This is a genomic window from Xanthomonas protegens (assembly GCF_038442435.1).
In the GTDB taxonomy this organism is placed as follows: Bacteria; Pseudomonadota; Gammaproteobacteria; order Xanthomonadales; family Xanthomonadaceae; genus Xanthomonas_A; species Xanthomonas_A sontii.
Genome location: NZ_JAQJCQ010000004.1, coordinates 1 through 14768, shown reverse-complemented (window position 1 = coordinate 14768; position 14768 = coordinate 1). Strand labels below are relative to the sequence as shown.

10 protein-coding genes are annotated in these 14768 nt (G+C 71.1%); 8 read left to right on the top strand and 2 right to left on the bottom strand.

Annotated elements, in window-relative coordinates; translation table 11 throughout:
- Positions 1–210: 210 nt before the first annotated feature.
- From PIQ37_RS06290 to PIQ37_RS06260, 7 genes are all read left to right on the top strand, one after another.
- Complete coding sequence (locus tag PIQ37_RS06290) at positions 211–2958, top strand: DUF2339 domain-containing protein (RefSeq protein ID WP_342072805.1); 2748 nt, start codon at positions 211–213, stop codon at positions 2956–2958.
- On the top strand, positions 2955–4319 hold the full coding sequence (locus PIQ37_RS06285; protein WP_342072804.1) for a DUF3999 domain-containing protein: 1365 nt from the start codon (positions 2955–2957) through the stop codon (positions 4317–4319). The genes PIQ37_RS06290 and PIQ37_RS06285 overlap by 4 nt, the downstream gene beginning before the upstream one ends.
- Positions 4320–4537: 218 nt before the next feature.
- Entirely contained in the window at positions 4538–5713 is a 1176-nt protein-coding gene (locus tag PIQ37_RS06280) for a phosphoglycerate kinase (RefSeq protein WP_267102946.1), read from the top strand.
- On the top strand, positions 5710–6360 hold the full coding sequence (locus PIQ37_RS06275) for an HAD-IA family hydrolase (protein WP_342072803.1): 651 nt from the start codon (positions 5710–5712) through the stop codon (positions 6358–6360). Before PIQ37_RS06280 ends, PIQ37_RS06275 begins: the two co-directional genes overlap by 4 nt.
- Positions 6361–6597: 237 nt before the next feature.
- Positions 6598–8064 carry a pyruvate kinase gene (pyk, locus tag PIQ37_RS06270; RefSeq protein ID WP_010341498.1) on the top strand — a complete coding sequence of 489 codons (1467 nt, stop codon included), beginning with the start codon at positions 6598–6600 and terminating at the stop codon, positions 8062–8064.
- Between the two features lie 104 nt (positions 8065–8168).
- Positions 8169–9578 carry an HD-GYP domain-containing protein gene (locus tag PIQ37_RS06265; RefSeq protein ID WP_342072802.1) on the top strand — a complete coding sequence of 470 codons (1410 nt, stop codon included), beginning with the start codon at positions 8169–8171 and terminating at the stop codon, positions 9576–9578.
- A 118-nt stretch (positions 9579–9696) separates the two neighbouring features.
- Positions 9697–10701, top strand: coding sequence for a class I fructose-bisphosphate aldolase (locus PIQ37_RS06260; RefSeq protein WP_010341500.1), 1005 nt, complete (start codon positions 9697–9699; stop codon positions 10699–10701).
- A gap of 157 nt (positions 10702–10858) precedes the next feature.
- Here PIQ37_RS06260 and PIQ37_RS06255 read toward each other — a convergent pair whose 3' ends face one another.
- Positions 10859–11542, bottom strand: coding sequence for a response regulator transcription factor (locus PIQ37_RS06255; RefSeq protein ID WP_342072801.1), 684 nt, complete (start codon positions 11540–11542; stop codon positions 10859–10861).
- A 67-nt stretch (positions 11543–11609) separates the two neighbouring features.
- On the opposite strand from PIQ37_RS06255, the gene PIQ37_RS06250 reads away from it, so the two are divergent.
- Entirely contained in the window at positions 11610–13682 is a 2073-nt protein-coding gene (locus tag PIQ37_RS06250; RefSeq protein WP_342072800.1) for a sensor histidine kinase, read from the top strand.
- 189 nt (positions 13683–13871) lie between these two features.
- Here the strand turns inward: PIQ37_RS06250 and PIQ37_RS06245 are convergent.
- Positions 13872–14768, bottom strand: an 897-nt coding sequence (locus PIQ37_RS06245) for an MBG domain-containing protein (RefSeq protein ID WP_342072799.1), incomplete at its 5' end; no start/stop codon positions are given.

Here is a 14768-nt window from a genome sequence, read left to right as displayed (position 1 = left end):
AGGGGTGTAGCGGCCGCCGGTGCACTGGACTTGAGGGCGCTGTGAAGACCGTTTGTCGGAACGTCGGGCCTTGCGCTGACTGGGCTGCGGCCTCGTCCGTGGGCCGATGTCGGCGCCGAACTCGTCTACCATCTGCGCCAGGTCCGGCGCCGCCGGGCCCCCGGTGCGCGCCACGGGCGCCGCCCCACCGCCTGTGGAGATGTGAGACGAATGGACAAGTTGGTCGTGCTGGTGGTGTTTGCGGCGCTGGTGGTGCTGGCGCTGCCACTGCTGTCGATCGTGGCCCTGGTCGGGCAGTCGCGCCTGCGCCAGCGGCTCGCCGCACTGGAAGCGCAGGTGGCGCGGATGGCCGCCGCCACGCCGGCCACCGCGACGGATCGCGCCGATGTCGCGGCCGCTGCCGCAGAGGGCCAGGCCGCCGTCGCCGAGTCCGAGGTCGAGGCGGAGGACATGCCGTTCGCTGCAGGCCTCGACCTTTCGCGTCCAGACCCGTTCGCCGAGCCCGTCGTGGCGCCACCGCCGCTGCCGCCGCCCTTGCCGGCGTCTCCCAGGAACGACGATTTCGCGACGCTGGCCGCCGCGGTCGAACGCGCCGAGCAGCAGCAGGCCCAGGCGCGCACCGCCGCGACGGCCCCGCCCGCCGCGCCGCGTGGGCCGGATCCGATCGAGCGGCTGTTGGGCGGGATCAAACGCTGGTTCACCGAGGGCAATGTGCCGGTCAAGATCGGCATGCTGGTGCTGCTGGCCGGCGTCGCCGCGCTGCTGAAGTACGCCGGCGACCAGGGCTGGCTGCGCATGCCGATCGAGCTGCGCTATGCCGGCATCGCCGCCGCGTCGCTGGCCGGCCTGGCCTTCGGCTGGCGCCAGCGCACGCGCAAGCGCAGCTTTGCGCTGGCCCTGCAGGGCGGGGCGATCGGCGTGCTGCTGCTGACCGTGTTCGCCGCCTTCAAGCTGTCCGGGCTGATCCCCGCCGGCGCGGCCCTGGCGCTGAGCATCGCCCTGGTCGCGGGCATGTGCGTGCTGGCGGTGGCGCAGGAATCGCGCACGCTGGCGGTGCTGGGCACGCTGGCCGGCTTCCTCGCGCCGCTGTGGCTGTCCACCGGCAGCGGCAACCACGTCGCGTTGTTCTCCTACTACGCGCTGCTCAACGCGGCGGTGTTCGCGATCGCCTGGTACCGGCCGTGGCGGGTGCTGAACCTGCTCGGGTTCGGCTTCACCTTCGGCATCGGCACGCTGTGGGGCGTGTTGCAGTACCGGCCCGAAAAGTTCGCCAGCACCGAGCCGTTCCTGCTGCTGTTCTTCGCCTTCTACCTGCTGATCCCGATCCTGTACGCGCGGCGCCAGGCAGCGCGCAGCACGCTGATCGACGGCAGCCTGGTGTTCGGCACGCCGCTGATCGCGTTTTCGCTGCAGGCGGGGCTGCTGCGCGGCGACGGCCTGCCGTTGGCCCTGTGTGCGCTGGGACTGGCGGCGATCTATGCCCTGCTGGCGGCGGCGCTGATCCGGCGCGCGAGCTTCGCGGTGCTGGGGCAGGCGTATGCGGTGCTGGCGGTGGGGTTCGCCACGTTGGCGGTGCCGCTGGCGCTGTCCGCGCGCGCGACCGCCAGCGTGTTCGCGCTGGAGGGGGCGGCGTTGGCGTGGCTGGGCCTGCGCCAGCGGCGCTGGCTGCCGCAGTTCAGCGGCGCCGGCCTGCAACTGGCGGCGTCGTTCGGTTTCCTGGTGGGCGTGGACGACATCGCCCAGGACACCCAGGCGGTGGCCAACGCCACCTTCATGAGCGGGCTGTTGCTGGCGCTGGCCGGCTTCGCCAGCGCCTGGTGCTACCGCCGTGGGCGGGCCGCCGTGCCGGCGCTGGGCTACTACGTGTGGGGGCTGTTCTGGTGGTGCGGGATCGGTGTCACCGAGATCGTGCGCTTCGTCGACGCCGACGCGCGCGCCGACGTGCTGCTGGCGTGGGTCGCGGTCAGCGGCTGGCTCGCCGCCGAGGCGCAGCGGCGCTGGCCGGCACTGGCGCTGGCCGCGACCACGCTGGGTGGCCTGGCCCTGGCCTTGCCGCTGGCGGTCTGGCAGGCCGATGTGCACGGGCAGCCGTTCGCCGGGCATGGCGCCTGGGCCTGGTCGCTGTTCGCGGTGCTCGGCGTGCGCAGCCTGCTGTGCCTGCGCGACAGCGGCGGCGGCGTCGCGCGTGCGGCGCAGTTCGTGTGGTGGCTGGTGTGGCCCAGCGTGGTCGGGCTGCTGTGCACCTGGATCGCGCTGCACAGCGAGCTCGCCGCCGGCTGGCGCTGGATGCTGTTGCTGGCGCCCTGGTTGCTGGCGACGGCGCTGTCGCTGTGGCGCTGGAACTGGCTGGCGGCTCCGCTGGGTGCGGCATTCGCGCCGTGCCGCAGCGCGCTGCAGAGCACCTACTTCGGCCTGCTGGCGGTGGCCTGGCTGTACAGCCTGGGCCTGTCCGGCAGCAGCGCGCCGCTGCCCTGGGTGCCGGTGCTCAATCCGCTGGAGCTGACGCAACTGGCGCTGCTGGTCCTGGGTGTGCGCTGGACCCGCACCGCGGAGCTGCCGGCGCTGCTGCGGCCCTGGCGCACCCAGCTGTTGGCCGGTGCCGGCTTCCTGTGGATCACCAGCGTCACCCTGCATGCGGTGCACTACTGGGCGGCGGTGCCGTGGCCCGGCGTGCTCGGCAATGGCGTGGCGCAGACCAGCCTGACCGTGGTCTGGAGCGTGCTGGGCGTGCTCGGCTGGGTGCTGGGCTCGCGGCGCGGCCAGCGCGGTCTGTGGCTGGCCGGCGCGGTATTGATGGCGGTGGTGCTGGGCAAGCTGCTGCTGGTGGACCGTGGCAACCTCGGCAACGTCGCCGGCATCGCCTCGTTCATCGCGTACGGGTTGTTGTGTACGGTGGTCGGCTATCTGGCGCCGGCGCCGCCGCGCGCTGCCGAACCGGCCGAGGAGGCCATCCCATGATCCGACGTGCGCTGTTTCCGTTGTTGCTGGCCGGGTTGCCGCTGTGCGCGTTCGCCGCCAGCCAGCGCGACGACTACGCCCAGCAGTGGCCGCTGACCCTGCAGGACGCCGATGCCGGCGCCTATCGCGTGCAGCTCGACGATGCGGTCTACCGCAGCGCGCAGCGCGCCTCGCTGGGCGACGTGGAGGTATTCAACGCGGCCGGTGACCCGCTGCCGGCGGCCCTGTTCGCCGCCGAGCAGGCCGAGGCCGCGCCGCGCCGGCAGCCGCTGCCGTGGTTTCCGCTGCCGGCGGCGCCCGACGGGCGTACGCCGGATCTGGAGCTGATCGCCGAGCGCGACCGCGACGGCAGCGTGCGCCGCATCCAGACCCGTGTGGCGGGCGGCGGCAGCGACGCAGCGGCTGCCGGCTGGCTGGTCGATGCCAGCGCACTGCATGCGCCGCTGCGCGCGCTGTCGCTGCAATGGGCCGCCGCTGCGCAGCCACAGCAGGCCCGCTACCGCGTCGAGGGCAGCGATGACCTGCGCGACTGGGAGGTGGTGGTGGACGAGGCGACCCTGGTCGACCTCAGCAACCAGGGGCACCGCCTGCAGCAACTGCGCATCCCCATCGGCCGCGAAGTGCGCTATCTGCGCCTGCTGCCGCTGGCCGGTGCCAGCGCGCCGCCGCTGACCGGGGTGGAGGCCGAACTGGCGCCGGCACCGGTCGCCGCCGACTGGCATTGGCAGCAACTGGACGCGGCGAGCACCGATCCCGCGCAGCACGGCTATGCCTTCGTGTCGCCGGGGCGCTACCCGGTGACGCGCGTCGACATCGCCTTGCCCGGCAACAACGCCATCGAATGGCGCGTGCAGAGCCGCGACAGCGCCGAGGCGCCGTGGCAGGACCGCGCCGGCCCATGGCTGGCCTACCAGGTGGGGGGCGGCAGCCGCTCGCCGCCGCAGGCGCTGACTGCGCCGGTGCGCGACCGCTACTGGCGGCTGCTGGCGACGCAGGACCCGGGCCGGCAGCGGCCGGCGCTGCGCCTGGGCTACCAGCCGGAGACGCTGGTGTTCCTGGCGCAGGGCGCGCCGCCTTATGCGCTGGCCGCCGGCAGTGCGCGTACCCAGCGTGCGCAGGCGCCGCTGGCCGCCGCGTTGCAGGCCTTGCACACCCAGCGTGGGCCGCAATGGGCGCCGGCCACTGCCAGCCTCGGCGCGGCGCAGCCACTGGCCGGTGCCGCGGCGTTGCAGGCGCCAGCGCCGCCGCGCGACTGGAAGACCTGGCTGCTGTGGGCGCTGCTGGTCGGCGGTGCGCTGCTGGTGGTCGGTTTCGCGCTCAGCCTGCTGCGCAAACCCGGCGCCGCCGACGGCACGGGCTGAACGATCCCGCGGCGACGGTGCGCACGCTGCGCCGCGCGCGCGGGGCAGCGCACCGTACCCCACCGATTTGCCGCTGTGCGGCCGACGCCGGACAATGGCGGTTTCGCCGCTGCGCGGCGATCGGCCGAACGGCGTGCACCCGACGTTCCGATGCCGACGCCGATACTGCACCGATGGCGCGGTTTTCCCTTTGCAACCCCACGAAAGCGAGCAATCACATGTCCATCCTGCGAATGACCGATCTTGACCTGTCCGGCAAGCGCGTGCTGATCCGGCAAGATCTGAATGTGCCGATCGACAATGGCCTGATCACCTCCGAGCAGCGCATCCTGGCCTCGGTGCCGACGCTCAAGCACGCGCTGGAGCAGGGCGCGGCGGTGATGGTGACCTCGCATCTGGGCCGGCCCAAGGAAGGCGTGTGGACCCAGGAGGATTCGCTGGAGCCGGTGGCCATCCGCCTGGCCGCGCTGCTCGGCGTCGACGTGCCGCTGATCCGCGACTGGGTCGATGGCGTGGACGTGCAGCCGGGGCAGATCGTGCTGCTGGAGAACTGCCGCATGAACGTCGGCGAGGGCAAGGACGACGAGGCCCTGGCGAAGAAGTATGCGGCGCTGTGCGACGTGTTCGTGATGGACGCGTTCGGCACCGCGCACCGTGCGCAGGCGTCCACCCATGGCGTGATCAAGTTCGCCCCGGTCGCCGCCGGCGGTCCGCTGCTGATGGCGGAGCTGGATGCGCTGGCCAAGGCGCTGGAACAGCCGGCCAAGCCGCTGCTGGCGATCGTCGCCGGCAGCAAGGTCTCGACCAAGCTGGAGCTGCTGTCCAACCTGGTGGACAAGGTCGATCAGCTGATCGTCGGCGGCGGCATCGCCAACACCTTCATCGCCGCGGCCGGGCACGCGGTGGGCAAGTCGCTGTGCGAGCCGGACCTGCTCGACACCGCGCGCAAGATCGTGGCCGACGCCAATGCGCGCGGCGCGGCGATCCCGCTGCCCAGCGACGTGGTGGTAGCCAAGCAGTTCATGCCCGACGCCGAGGCCACGGTGAAGGCCGTCACCGATGTCGCCGACGACGACCTGATCCTGGACATCGGCCCGCAGACCGCCGCGCACTACGCCGAGCTGATCGCCAAGGCCGGCACCGTGGTCTGGAACGGCCCGGTCGGCGTGTTCGAGTTCGACGCCTTCGGCAAGGGCACCGAAACCCTGGCGCGGGCGATCGCCGCCTCGTCGGCGTTCTCCATCGCTGGCGGCGGCGACACCCTGGCCGCGGTCGACAAGTACGGCATCGCCGAGCAGGTCAGCTACATCTCCACCGGCGGCGGCGCGTTCCTGGAGTTCCTGGAAGGCAAGACCCTGCCGGCGGTGGCCGCACTGCAGGCGCGCGGCGCGTGAGCGCCGCCGACGTCCTGTTCTTCGACCTGGACGGCACCCTGGTCGATTCGGAGGCCGGCATCGTCGGCAGCCTGCGCCACGCCTTCGCCGAACTGGGGCAGCCGTTGCCGACGCCGGCACAGTTGCGTGCCTGGATCGGCCCGCCGCTGCGCGACAGCTTCCAGCAGCACTTCGGCGGCGATGCGGCGCTGGTGGAGCAGGCGTTGACGCTGTACCGCAGTCGCTACGACAGCCATGGCTGGCGCGAGCACACGGTGTTTCCGGACATCGGCGCGGCGGTGGAAGCGGTGGCCGCGTCCGGTCACCGCCTGGCGGTGGTGACCTCGAAGAACGAACGCTTCGCGCGGCGCATCGTCGAGCACCTGCCGTTCGGCGGACGCTTCGAGGAGATCGTCGGCGCCAGCGACGACGGCGCGCGCCGCGCCAAGCCCGAGCTGATCGCCGAGGCGCTGCGGCGGCTCTCGGTCGTGCCGGCGCAGTGCCGCATGATCGGCGACCGGCGCATGGACATCGACGGCGCGCGCCACCACGGCATGCGCAGCATCGGCGTGCTGTGGGGCTTCGGCGATGCCGAGGAACTGCGCCAAGCCGGTGCCGATGTGCTGGCGCAGTCGCCGGCACAGTTGCCGGCGCTCGTCGCGGCCTGAATGGGCACGTGCGCCGGTGCGTCCGGCGCACAGGGCGCTGGCTGCGCATGGCGCGTCGCCTGGCGTGCGCCTGCCCGCGCGGTGGCCGCGGGCAGGCTGCCGTTGGCGCGGCATGACCACATACTGTCCCGCATTGTCCGCTCGCTATGCCGGGCCGCGCGTGCGTCTATGCCGAAATGCCATGCTGTGTGATGGGCGCGTGTGCTAGCTTTGAGCGCTTTTTCCAAGGATGCCATCATGATCGAACGCCAGCGCCGCACCAAGATTCTCGCCACCCTCGGTCCGGCCACCGATCCGCCCGGCGTGCTCGAGGATCTGTTCCGCGCCGGCGTCAACGTGGTGCGGTTGAACTTCAGCCACGGCGATCCGTCCGGCCAGGCCAAGCGCGCCGCCGAAGTGCGCGCCGCCGCGGCCCGCGTCGGTGCCGAGATCGGCATCCTCGCCGACCTGCCCGGTCCGAAGATCCGCATCGAGCGCTTTGCCCAGGGCAAGGTCTCGCTCAAGCTCGGCGACCGCTTCGACCTCATCGCCGACCCCAATGCCGCGCCGGGCGACGCCAGCCAGGTCGGCGTCAGCTACCTGGGCCTGCCGCAGGACGTGGCGCCGGGCGACGTGCTGCTGCTGGACGACGGCCTGATGCAGCTGAAGGTGGTCGAGGTGCAGGGCGAGCGCATCGTCACCAGCGTGCTCAACGATGGCGTGCTGTCCGACCGCAAGGGGCTCAACAAGCAGGGTGGCGGCCTGTCGCTGGGCGCACTGACCGAGCGCGACAAGGAACTGATCGGCATCGTCGCCAAGATCGGCGTGGACTTCATCGCGGTGTCGTTCTGCCGCAACGCCGAGGACATGAACGAGGCGCGGCGCATCGCCCGCGCGCACGGCTGCGATGCGGCGCTGGTGTCCAAGATCGAGCGCACCGAAGCGATCGAGAACCTGAGCGAGATCGTCGAGGCCTCGGACGTGGTGATGGTCGCGCGTGGCGACCTGGGCGTGGAGATCGGCGACGCCGAGCTGCCCGGCCTGCAGAAGAAGATCATCAAGGAATCGCTGGCGCAAAACAAAGTGGTGATCACCGCCACGCAGATGCTGCAGTCGATGGTGGAAAGCCCGATCCCGACCCGCGCCGAAGTGCTGGACGTGGCCAACTCGGTGATCGACGGCACCGACGCGGTGATGCTGTCGGCCGAGAGCGCCGCCGGCGCCTATCCGATCCGCGCGGTCGAGGCGATGGCGCGCATCTGCCTGGGCGCCGAGCGCCAGTTCGAGACCGAAACCGACTTCGGCATGGCCCCGCGCAACCTCGAGCGCGCCGACCAGGCCATCGCCATGGCGACGATGTTCCTGTCCCAGCACGTAGGCGTGCGCGCGATCGTGGCGATGACCGAATCCGGCGGCACCCCGCGCTACCTGTCGCGCTTCCGCGCCAAGGCGCCGATCTTCGCGGTGACCCGCCACGACGGCGCGCGCCGGCACATGGCGATGATGCGCGACGTGTTCCCGATCAACTTCGACAGCCGCGGCCTGACCCCGCGCGAGGCCGCGCGCGGCGCGATCCGCGTGCTGGTCGAAGCCGGACTGCTGGCGCCGGGCGACCGCGTGGTGTTCACCAGCGGCGAGCACATGGAAACCCACGGCGCGACCAACACCCTGCGCCTGCTCGAGGTCGGCCCGGACGGCCGTGCCAGCGGCCTGGGCGAACTCTGAAGGACGCGGCGCGGCGGCCCTGCCGCCGCGCCGTCGGCAACACCTGTTCGATCGCGCATGGAACGGCGCGGCGCCCTCCCGTTCCCTGATCGTGCGACACCCCCATGACGTCCCCAAGCGCGCACGCCGAACTCGGGCTGGAGCTGCCCGAGCGCCCCGGCACGCATTGCCTTGAACACCTGATCCAGGCCTCGGCCACGCGCGAGCTGGTGGTCACCGAGGATATCCGCGACCGCCGCGGCATCCTGCTCGTCGCCAAGGGCCAGCGCATCAACGCCGGCCTGCGCGAGCGCCTGATCGCGCGGCGCCTGCTGCGTCCGCTGGAATCCTCGCTGGCGTTCTGCGAGGAACTGCGCCCGAGCGAAGTGCAACTGGCCGCGCAGCGCGAACTGGACGAACACCCGCACCTGCGGCAGTTGCTGGGCGAGCAGGCGCAGCCGGTGATGGCCATGCTGGCCCGCGCCCGCACGCTGGGCGCGCCGGGCACCTTGCTGACCACCCTCGGCCAGACCCGGCCGGCCGCGTTTTCGCATGCGGTGCGGGTGGCGATGCTGGTGTCCTGGCTGGCGGCGCTGCTGTCGCGCTCGGATGCGGCGATGCGCGAGGCCGCGGAAGTCGGCCTGCTGCACGATCTCGGCGAGATGTACGTGGATCCGGTGGTGCTGGAAATTCCCGAGGCGCGGCAGGACTTCGCGCAGTGGCGCATGCGCTGCGTGCACCCGGTGATCAGCGCCGCGCTGCTGGGCGAATCCGGCGTGTACTCGGCGCAGCAGGCCGCGGCCGCGCGCGAGCACCACGAACGCATCGACGGCTCCGGCTATCCGGTCGGCGCGTCGGCGCTGTCGCCGCTGGGCCGGTTGATCTCCTGTGCCGAAGCGCTGGATGGGTTATTCGAACGCGAGCAGGGCCACGCGCAGGCGCTGGCGCGGATGCGCATCGCGCTGCGCGTGGTGCCCGGGCAGTTCCCGCGCGACGTGGTCGACCTGCTGACCGAGCGCCTGCGCGACTGCGCGCTGGAACAGGCGCCGGCGCACGATCCGCAGCACCTGCGCGAGGTGGTGGCGGCCTTGCTCGACGGCCTGGAGCGGGCGCGCGACGAGGCGTTGCGGCTGCAGCGCGGCGGCGACCTGCGCGAGGACGAGCGCGCGGCCTTGCAGCATCTGCTGCTGTTGATCGTGGGCTACATCATGGCCATCCACGATTCCGGCGCCGGCAAGATGGTCGAGCAACTGCCGTGGCTGATCGCCGCGCCGGAAGCGGCCGAGGAAGTCGACCGCGTCTGCTGCGAACTGCGCTGGCAGCTGCCGGGGCTGCGCCGCCACGCCGCATTGCTGGCGCACCGCCGCGCGCGCAGTGCCGACGACTGGCGGCCGCTGCTCGATGCGCTCGACATCGCCTTGCCGACAGCGCAGGGCGCGCCTGCGCCGGTACCGGCCATGGACGCCGCGCCGCTGCAGAGCGCGCAGGCCGATGAAGAGGCGCAGTGTGACGCAATGACGGATGCGCTTGGCTGACGTGCCGGGAACCTGCACGGTCTACGCCTGTAACCGCTTGCAATTCCCGCGGTAACGGAATGCATGCAGGTCGGCCCGGTATAATGGGCATTCCCCCGCTGCAGCCATCAGGAACCGTATGAGCATCGAACAGCTTGCCGAAACCGCACAGGCAATGGTCGCCCCGGGCAAGGGCATCATCGCGATCGACGAATCCACCAGCACCATCGCCAAGCGCTTCGCCGGCGTGGGCATCGAGAATGTCGAAGAGAACCGCCGTGCCTACCGCGAGCTGCTGCTGACCACGCCCAAGCTGAGCGACCACATCTCCGGCGCGATCCTGTACGACGAGACGATCCGCCAGAAGACCAAGGACGGCGTGCCGTTCGCCAAGTACATGGCCGAGCACGGCATCATCCCCGGCATCAAGGTCGACAAGGGCACGCATCCGCTGGCCGGCATGCCGGGCGAGCTGATCACCGAAGGCCTGGACGGCCTGCGCGCACGCCTGGAGGAGTACTACAAGCTCGGCGCGCGCTTCGCCAAGTGGCGTGCGGTCATCACCATCGGCGAGGACATCCCGTCGGGCGTGTGCATCGAGACCAATGCGCATGCGCTGGCCCGTTATGCGGCGCTGTGCCAGGAGCAGGGCCTGGTGCCGATGGTGGAGCCGGAAGTGCTGATGGACGGCGACCACGACATCGAGACCTGCTACGAGGTCACCGAAGCCACGCTGCGTTCGCTGTTCGGCGCGCTGTACGAGCAGAACGTGGTCCTGGAAGGCACCATCCTCAAGGCCTCGATGGTCATCGCCGGCAAGGACTGCGACGAGCAGGCCAGTGTCGAGGAAGTGGCCGAGTCCACCGTGATGTGCCTCAAGAGCACCGTGCCGGCGATCCTGCCGGGCATCGTGTTCCTGTCCGGCGGCCAGACCGACGAGCAGTCCACCGCGCACCTCAACGCGATGAACCAGCTCGGCAACCTGCCGTGGCCGCTGAGCTTCTCCTACGGCCGCGCCATGCAGCAGGCCGCGCTGAAGCTGTGGGCGCAGGACATGAAGGGCAATTTCGCCAAGGCGCAGCAGGTGGTGTACGAGCGCGCCAAGGAAAACGGCCTGGCTGCGCTGGGCAAGTGGCAGGGCTGATCGGCCCTGACATCGCCTCAGAGGAAAGAAGAACGCCGGCATCGCCGGCGTTTTTCGTTTGCGGTCCAGCGCCTTGCGCGCGGCCACACGGGCGCTCCCGCATCGATGACCACGCTCCAGGACCGGCGTGAGCGGCGCCCGCCGCGCCGCATTGCGCTCAGGGCGCCAGCGCCGCCGGCGCGTGGAAGCGATAGCCGCTGTTGCGCAAGGTCTTCACCGGCAGCGGGCGTCCGCTGATCTCCTCCACGCGGCGCCGCAGGCGGTACATCTGCGTGTCCAGCCGCCGCCGGTCGTACTCGAGGAAGTTGACCCCCAGCGCGTCGGCGATCTCGCGGTGGCCCACGCTCTCGCCGGCATGGCGCATCAGGCAGGCCAGTACCAGCAGATCCTGGCGCGACAGCGGCACCGGCGGCGCGTTGGGAACGTTCAGGCGTGCAGCGGCCAGTTCCAGGACCCAGCGCGCCGCCGGTGGCGGCAGCGCCAGGCGCCGGCCCAGCGACGCCAGTGTGGCAGCGAGTTCGTCCAGATCGACGCCCTTGCCCAGGTAGTGGTCCGCGCCGAGTTCCAGCCCCGCGATGCGGTCGCTGGCGGTGTTGCGCGCACTGAACACCACGATGCCCAGCCGATGGCCGGCACGCCGCAGTTCACGGACCAGTTCCAGGCCGCTGCCGTCGGGAAGACCGACGTCGATCACCGCCATGGTGTGGCGCGCCGGATCGAACCGCGTCCGGAAGCCGGCGATGCTGTCCACGCAGAGGGCGACATAGCCCAGATCCTGCAGGAACTCGCCGAGTTCCTCGCACAGCACCGGTTCGTCCTCGAGCAGGATCACTTCGGACATGGAGCCGCGTCCTCGCGCAGTGCGGTTTGCTGTAACGTCATCGGCTGGCAACGGTGCGGTGTGGCGAATGATGGCGCAATGGTGGCGCTGGCTGGTGGGCGCATGGCTCGTGGTGGTCGTGGGCGTGTGCGTGGCCGCCGACGCGGCGCCATCCCCGGTCGCGGCGCTGCCGCTGACCAGCGCGCACCACGATGCGAGCGGGTATCTGCAGCGCCTGGACGATCCGCACGGCCGACTGGACGTGGTGCAGGCCGCCGCCGCGACCGGCTGGACCCGCCTGCCCGCCGGCCTCAACGCGGGATTCGCCGACGGTGCCGTGTGGCTGCGCCTGCCTCTTCATGTCCAGAGTGTACCGCCCGGCGGCTGGATGGTGCGATTGAGCAATGCCTTGCTCGACGACGTGCAGGCCTACGCGCGGCCCGAGGGCGGCGCCTGGCGCGCGCTGGGGGACAGCGGCGAACGCGTGCCGCGGCGCGATTGGCCGGTGGACTACCGCAGTCCGGTCTTCCAGTTCGCGCCCGCGCATCCCGGCGATTACGAGTTGCTGCTGCGGTTGCGCAGCAAGAACGCGTTGGTCACCCGTCTGGACGTCTGGCAACGGCTGCCGTTCGATAACCACTCGCGGCGCGAGGGGCTGCAGTTCGGCCTGTATTTCGGCTTCTACCTGTTGCTGCTGTGCCTGCACGTGCTGTTCTGGCTCGCCACGCGCGCGCGCATGAGTGGCCTGTTCGTGGCCTATCTCGGCGGCTGCGTGTTCAACGAGGCGATGTCCATCGGTCTGGTGCAGCAGGTTACCGGCATGCCGATGGCGTGGAGCGACACGCTGTTGGGCATCAGCATCGCCTGCAGTCTGCCGGTGGGATTCCAGGTCGCCAGCCGGCAACTGAACCTGCGCGCCTTTCATCCGCGGCTGGTGCGCTGGGGCACACGTCTGCTGTGGGCGGTCGCGTTGGGGTGTGCCGTGTTCGTGCTTGCCGGCCACTACGCCTGGGGCATGCAGCCGGTGCAGTCGCTGGGCCTGCTGGAAATCCTGCTGCTGGCGGGGCTGGGCCTGCACCTGCTGTGGCGCCGCTATCGGCCGGCGCTGTTCTTCGTGCTCGCGTTCTTTCCGTTCTATCTGGGGGTGATGCTGGGCTTCCTGCGCAACCTCGGATTCGTCCCGGTCAATGCGTGGACCCAGTACGCCACCACGTTCGGCACCATGCTGCACATGACGCTGCTGAGCGTGTTCCTCATCGGCCGTTACGAGCGGCAGCGCCGGTTGCGCGAACGGCGGCATGCGGAGGCCGCGGTGGCACTCGCGCGCAGGCACGGTCTGGCGCTGGAGCGTGACGTGGCGCTGCGCACCGCAGAGCTGCGCAACGAAATCGGCAGGCGGCAGGCGCTGGAGAACGACCTGCGCGGCTTGCTGCAGACCGAGCGCAAGGTCATGCAGGAACAACGCGATTTCGTGGCGATGGTGTCGCACGAGTTCCGCACGCCGCTGGCGGTCATCATGACCTCGGCGCAACAGCTGGCGCGCAAGCTGGATGCGCCGCCGGAACGCAATCGCGTGCGCTGCGGCAACATCCGCGACGCGGCGCAACGGCTGCTGGCGCTGGTGGACGAGTATCTCGCCGACGACCGCATGGGCGAGGCGGCTTCGGAACTGCGGCTGCAGCCGTGCGCCCTGCGCGTCCTGCTCGACGACCTGTGCCGTGACTTCCCGCCGCAGCGCGTGGTCTGCGAGGTTCTCACCGACGACGACGGTCTGCTCACCGACACCGGACTGCTGCGGGTGGCCGTGCGCAACCTGCTCGCCAATGCCGACCGCCACTGCCCGGCGGGCATGGCCATCCGCGTGCGCGTCCGCGGCAGTGCCGGAGGGCTGCGGCTGGAGGTCGCCAATCCGGGTGAACGTATCGCGCCTGCCGAACGCGAGCGTCTGTTCCAGAAGTACTACCGTGGCGAAAGCGCGCGGCATGCGCCGGGCGCGGGGCTCGGTCTGTACCTGGTGCGGCGCATCGCCGAGCGTCTTGGGGGATGGGTCGGCCTGGCCAGGCAGGCACCCGACGAGTCGGTCTGCTTCGTATTGCTGCTGCCGCGCCGCCCGGATGCACAGCTCGCGGTGTCGCGCGTGCCGCCGGCGACGGAAGCCTGATCGCAGGCGGCCGTGCGTATCCCGACGCACGGTGTGCGCCAACAGCAAAACAATCGGGTGCGGCGGCGACCGACCGCCGCGCGTTGGTGGAGAGAGCCCGGTGCCGATTCGTGTGCCGGCGAGGGCCGTGACGGAAGCGGTGCCATGACCTGACGACACCGCGGCGCGATGTCGTCAGGTCATTCCCGGCTACTGCCGGATGATGCAGCTGTCCGCAGAGGCGTTGGACGCGCCCGGGCTGCAGGCGACCGCCGGGGCGCGGATGCCGCCGTCGACGATCAGGATCGAGTCGGTGGCGGCCGTCACGGTGCCGCCGCTGCCGCCACGTGCCGCGGCCGCCAGTTGCCTGGCCGTCTCGTCGGCCTTTTGCGGACTCGTCTCTGTCGTGCTGCCGGCATCGCCGGTCACCGTGGCGGCGGCGACCGAGGTGTTGATCGCCTGCACGGTGGTGGTGGGCAACTGGACAGCGCCGCCGCCATCGCCGCTGCCGGCGACCACGTTCAACAGGCCATCGACGTAGCTGATGGCGTAGTTGGACAACCCCGCACCGGTGGCGCCGGAGGCGGTGATGGCGTAGTTGCCGACCGCAGCGCCGCTGCCGGCACCGGCACTGTTCAGGGCGACGCCGGAGACGGTGTCGCGGTTGAGCAGGCCGGAGACACGGTAGCCGGTGAGGGTGGCGGTGCTGCCGACGGTCTTGCTGGCATCGCTGGCGACGATGCGCAAGGTGGCCGGATCGACGCGGAGGCTGCCGTCGACGTAGCTGACGACGTAGTTGGACAGCCCGGCGCCGGTCGCGCCGGAGGCGGTGATGGCGTAGTTGCCGACCGCGGCGCCGGCACCGGCGCCGGCGCTGCCCAGAGCGACGCCGGAGACGGTGTCGCCGTTGAGCAGGCCCGAAACACTGTAGCCGCTGAGATTGACGGTGCCGCCGTAGGTCTTGTTCGCGTCGTTGGCGACGATGCGCAGGGTGGCCGGATCGACGCGGAGGCTGCCATCGACATAGGTCACGACGTAGTTGGACAGCCCGGCGCCGGTCGCGCCGGAGGCGGTGATGGCGTAGTTGCCGACCGCGGCGCCGGCACC

Bases quoted from the DNA above. Each gene is read 5' to 3' on its own strand.
- PIQ37_RS06260 (WP_010341500.1), top strand. From the start codon at position 9,697: ATGAGCATCGAACAGCTTGCCGAAACCGCACAGGCAATGGTCGCCCCG.
- PIQ37_RS06250 (WP_342072800.1), top strand. From the start codon at position 11,610: ATGATGGCGCAATGGTGGCGCTGGCTGGTGGGCGCATGGCTCGTGGTG.
- PIQ37_RS06290 (WP_342072805.1), top strand. From the start codon at position 211: ATGGACAAGTTGGTCGTGCTGGTGGTGTTTGCGGCGCTGGTGGTGCTG.
- PIQ37_RS06285 (WP_342072804.1), top strand. From the start codon at position 2,955: ATGATCCGACGTGCGCTGTTTCCGTTGTTGCTGGCCGGGTTGCCGCTG.
- PIQ37_RS06255 (WP_342072801.1), bottom strand. From the start codon at position 11,542: ATGTCCGAAGTGATCCTGCTCGAGGACGAACCGGTGCTGTGCGAGGAA.
- pyk (WP_010341498.1), top strand. From the start codon at position 6,598: ATGATCGAACGCCAGCGCCGCACCAAGATTCTCGCCACCCTCGGTCCG.
- PIQ37_RS06265 (WP_342072802.1), top strand. From the start codon at position 8,169: ATGACGTCCCCAAGCGCGCACGCCGAACTCGGGCTGGAGCTGCCCGAG.
- PIQ37_RS06280 (WP_267102946.1), top strand. From the start codon at position 4,538: ATGTCCATCCTGCGAATGACCGATCTTGACCTGTCCGGCAAGCGCGTG.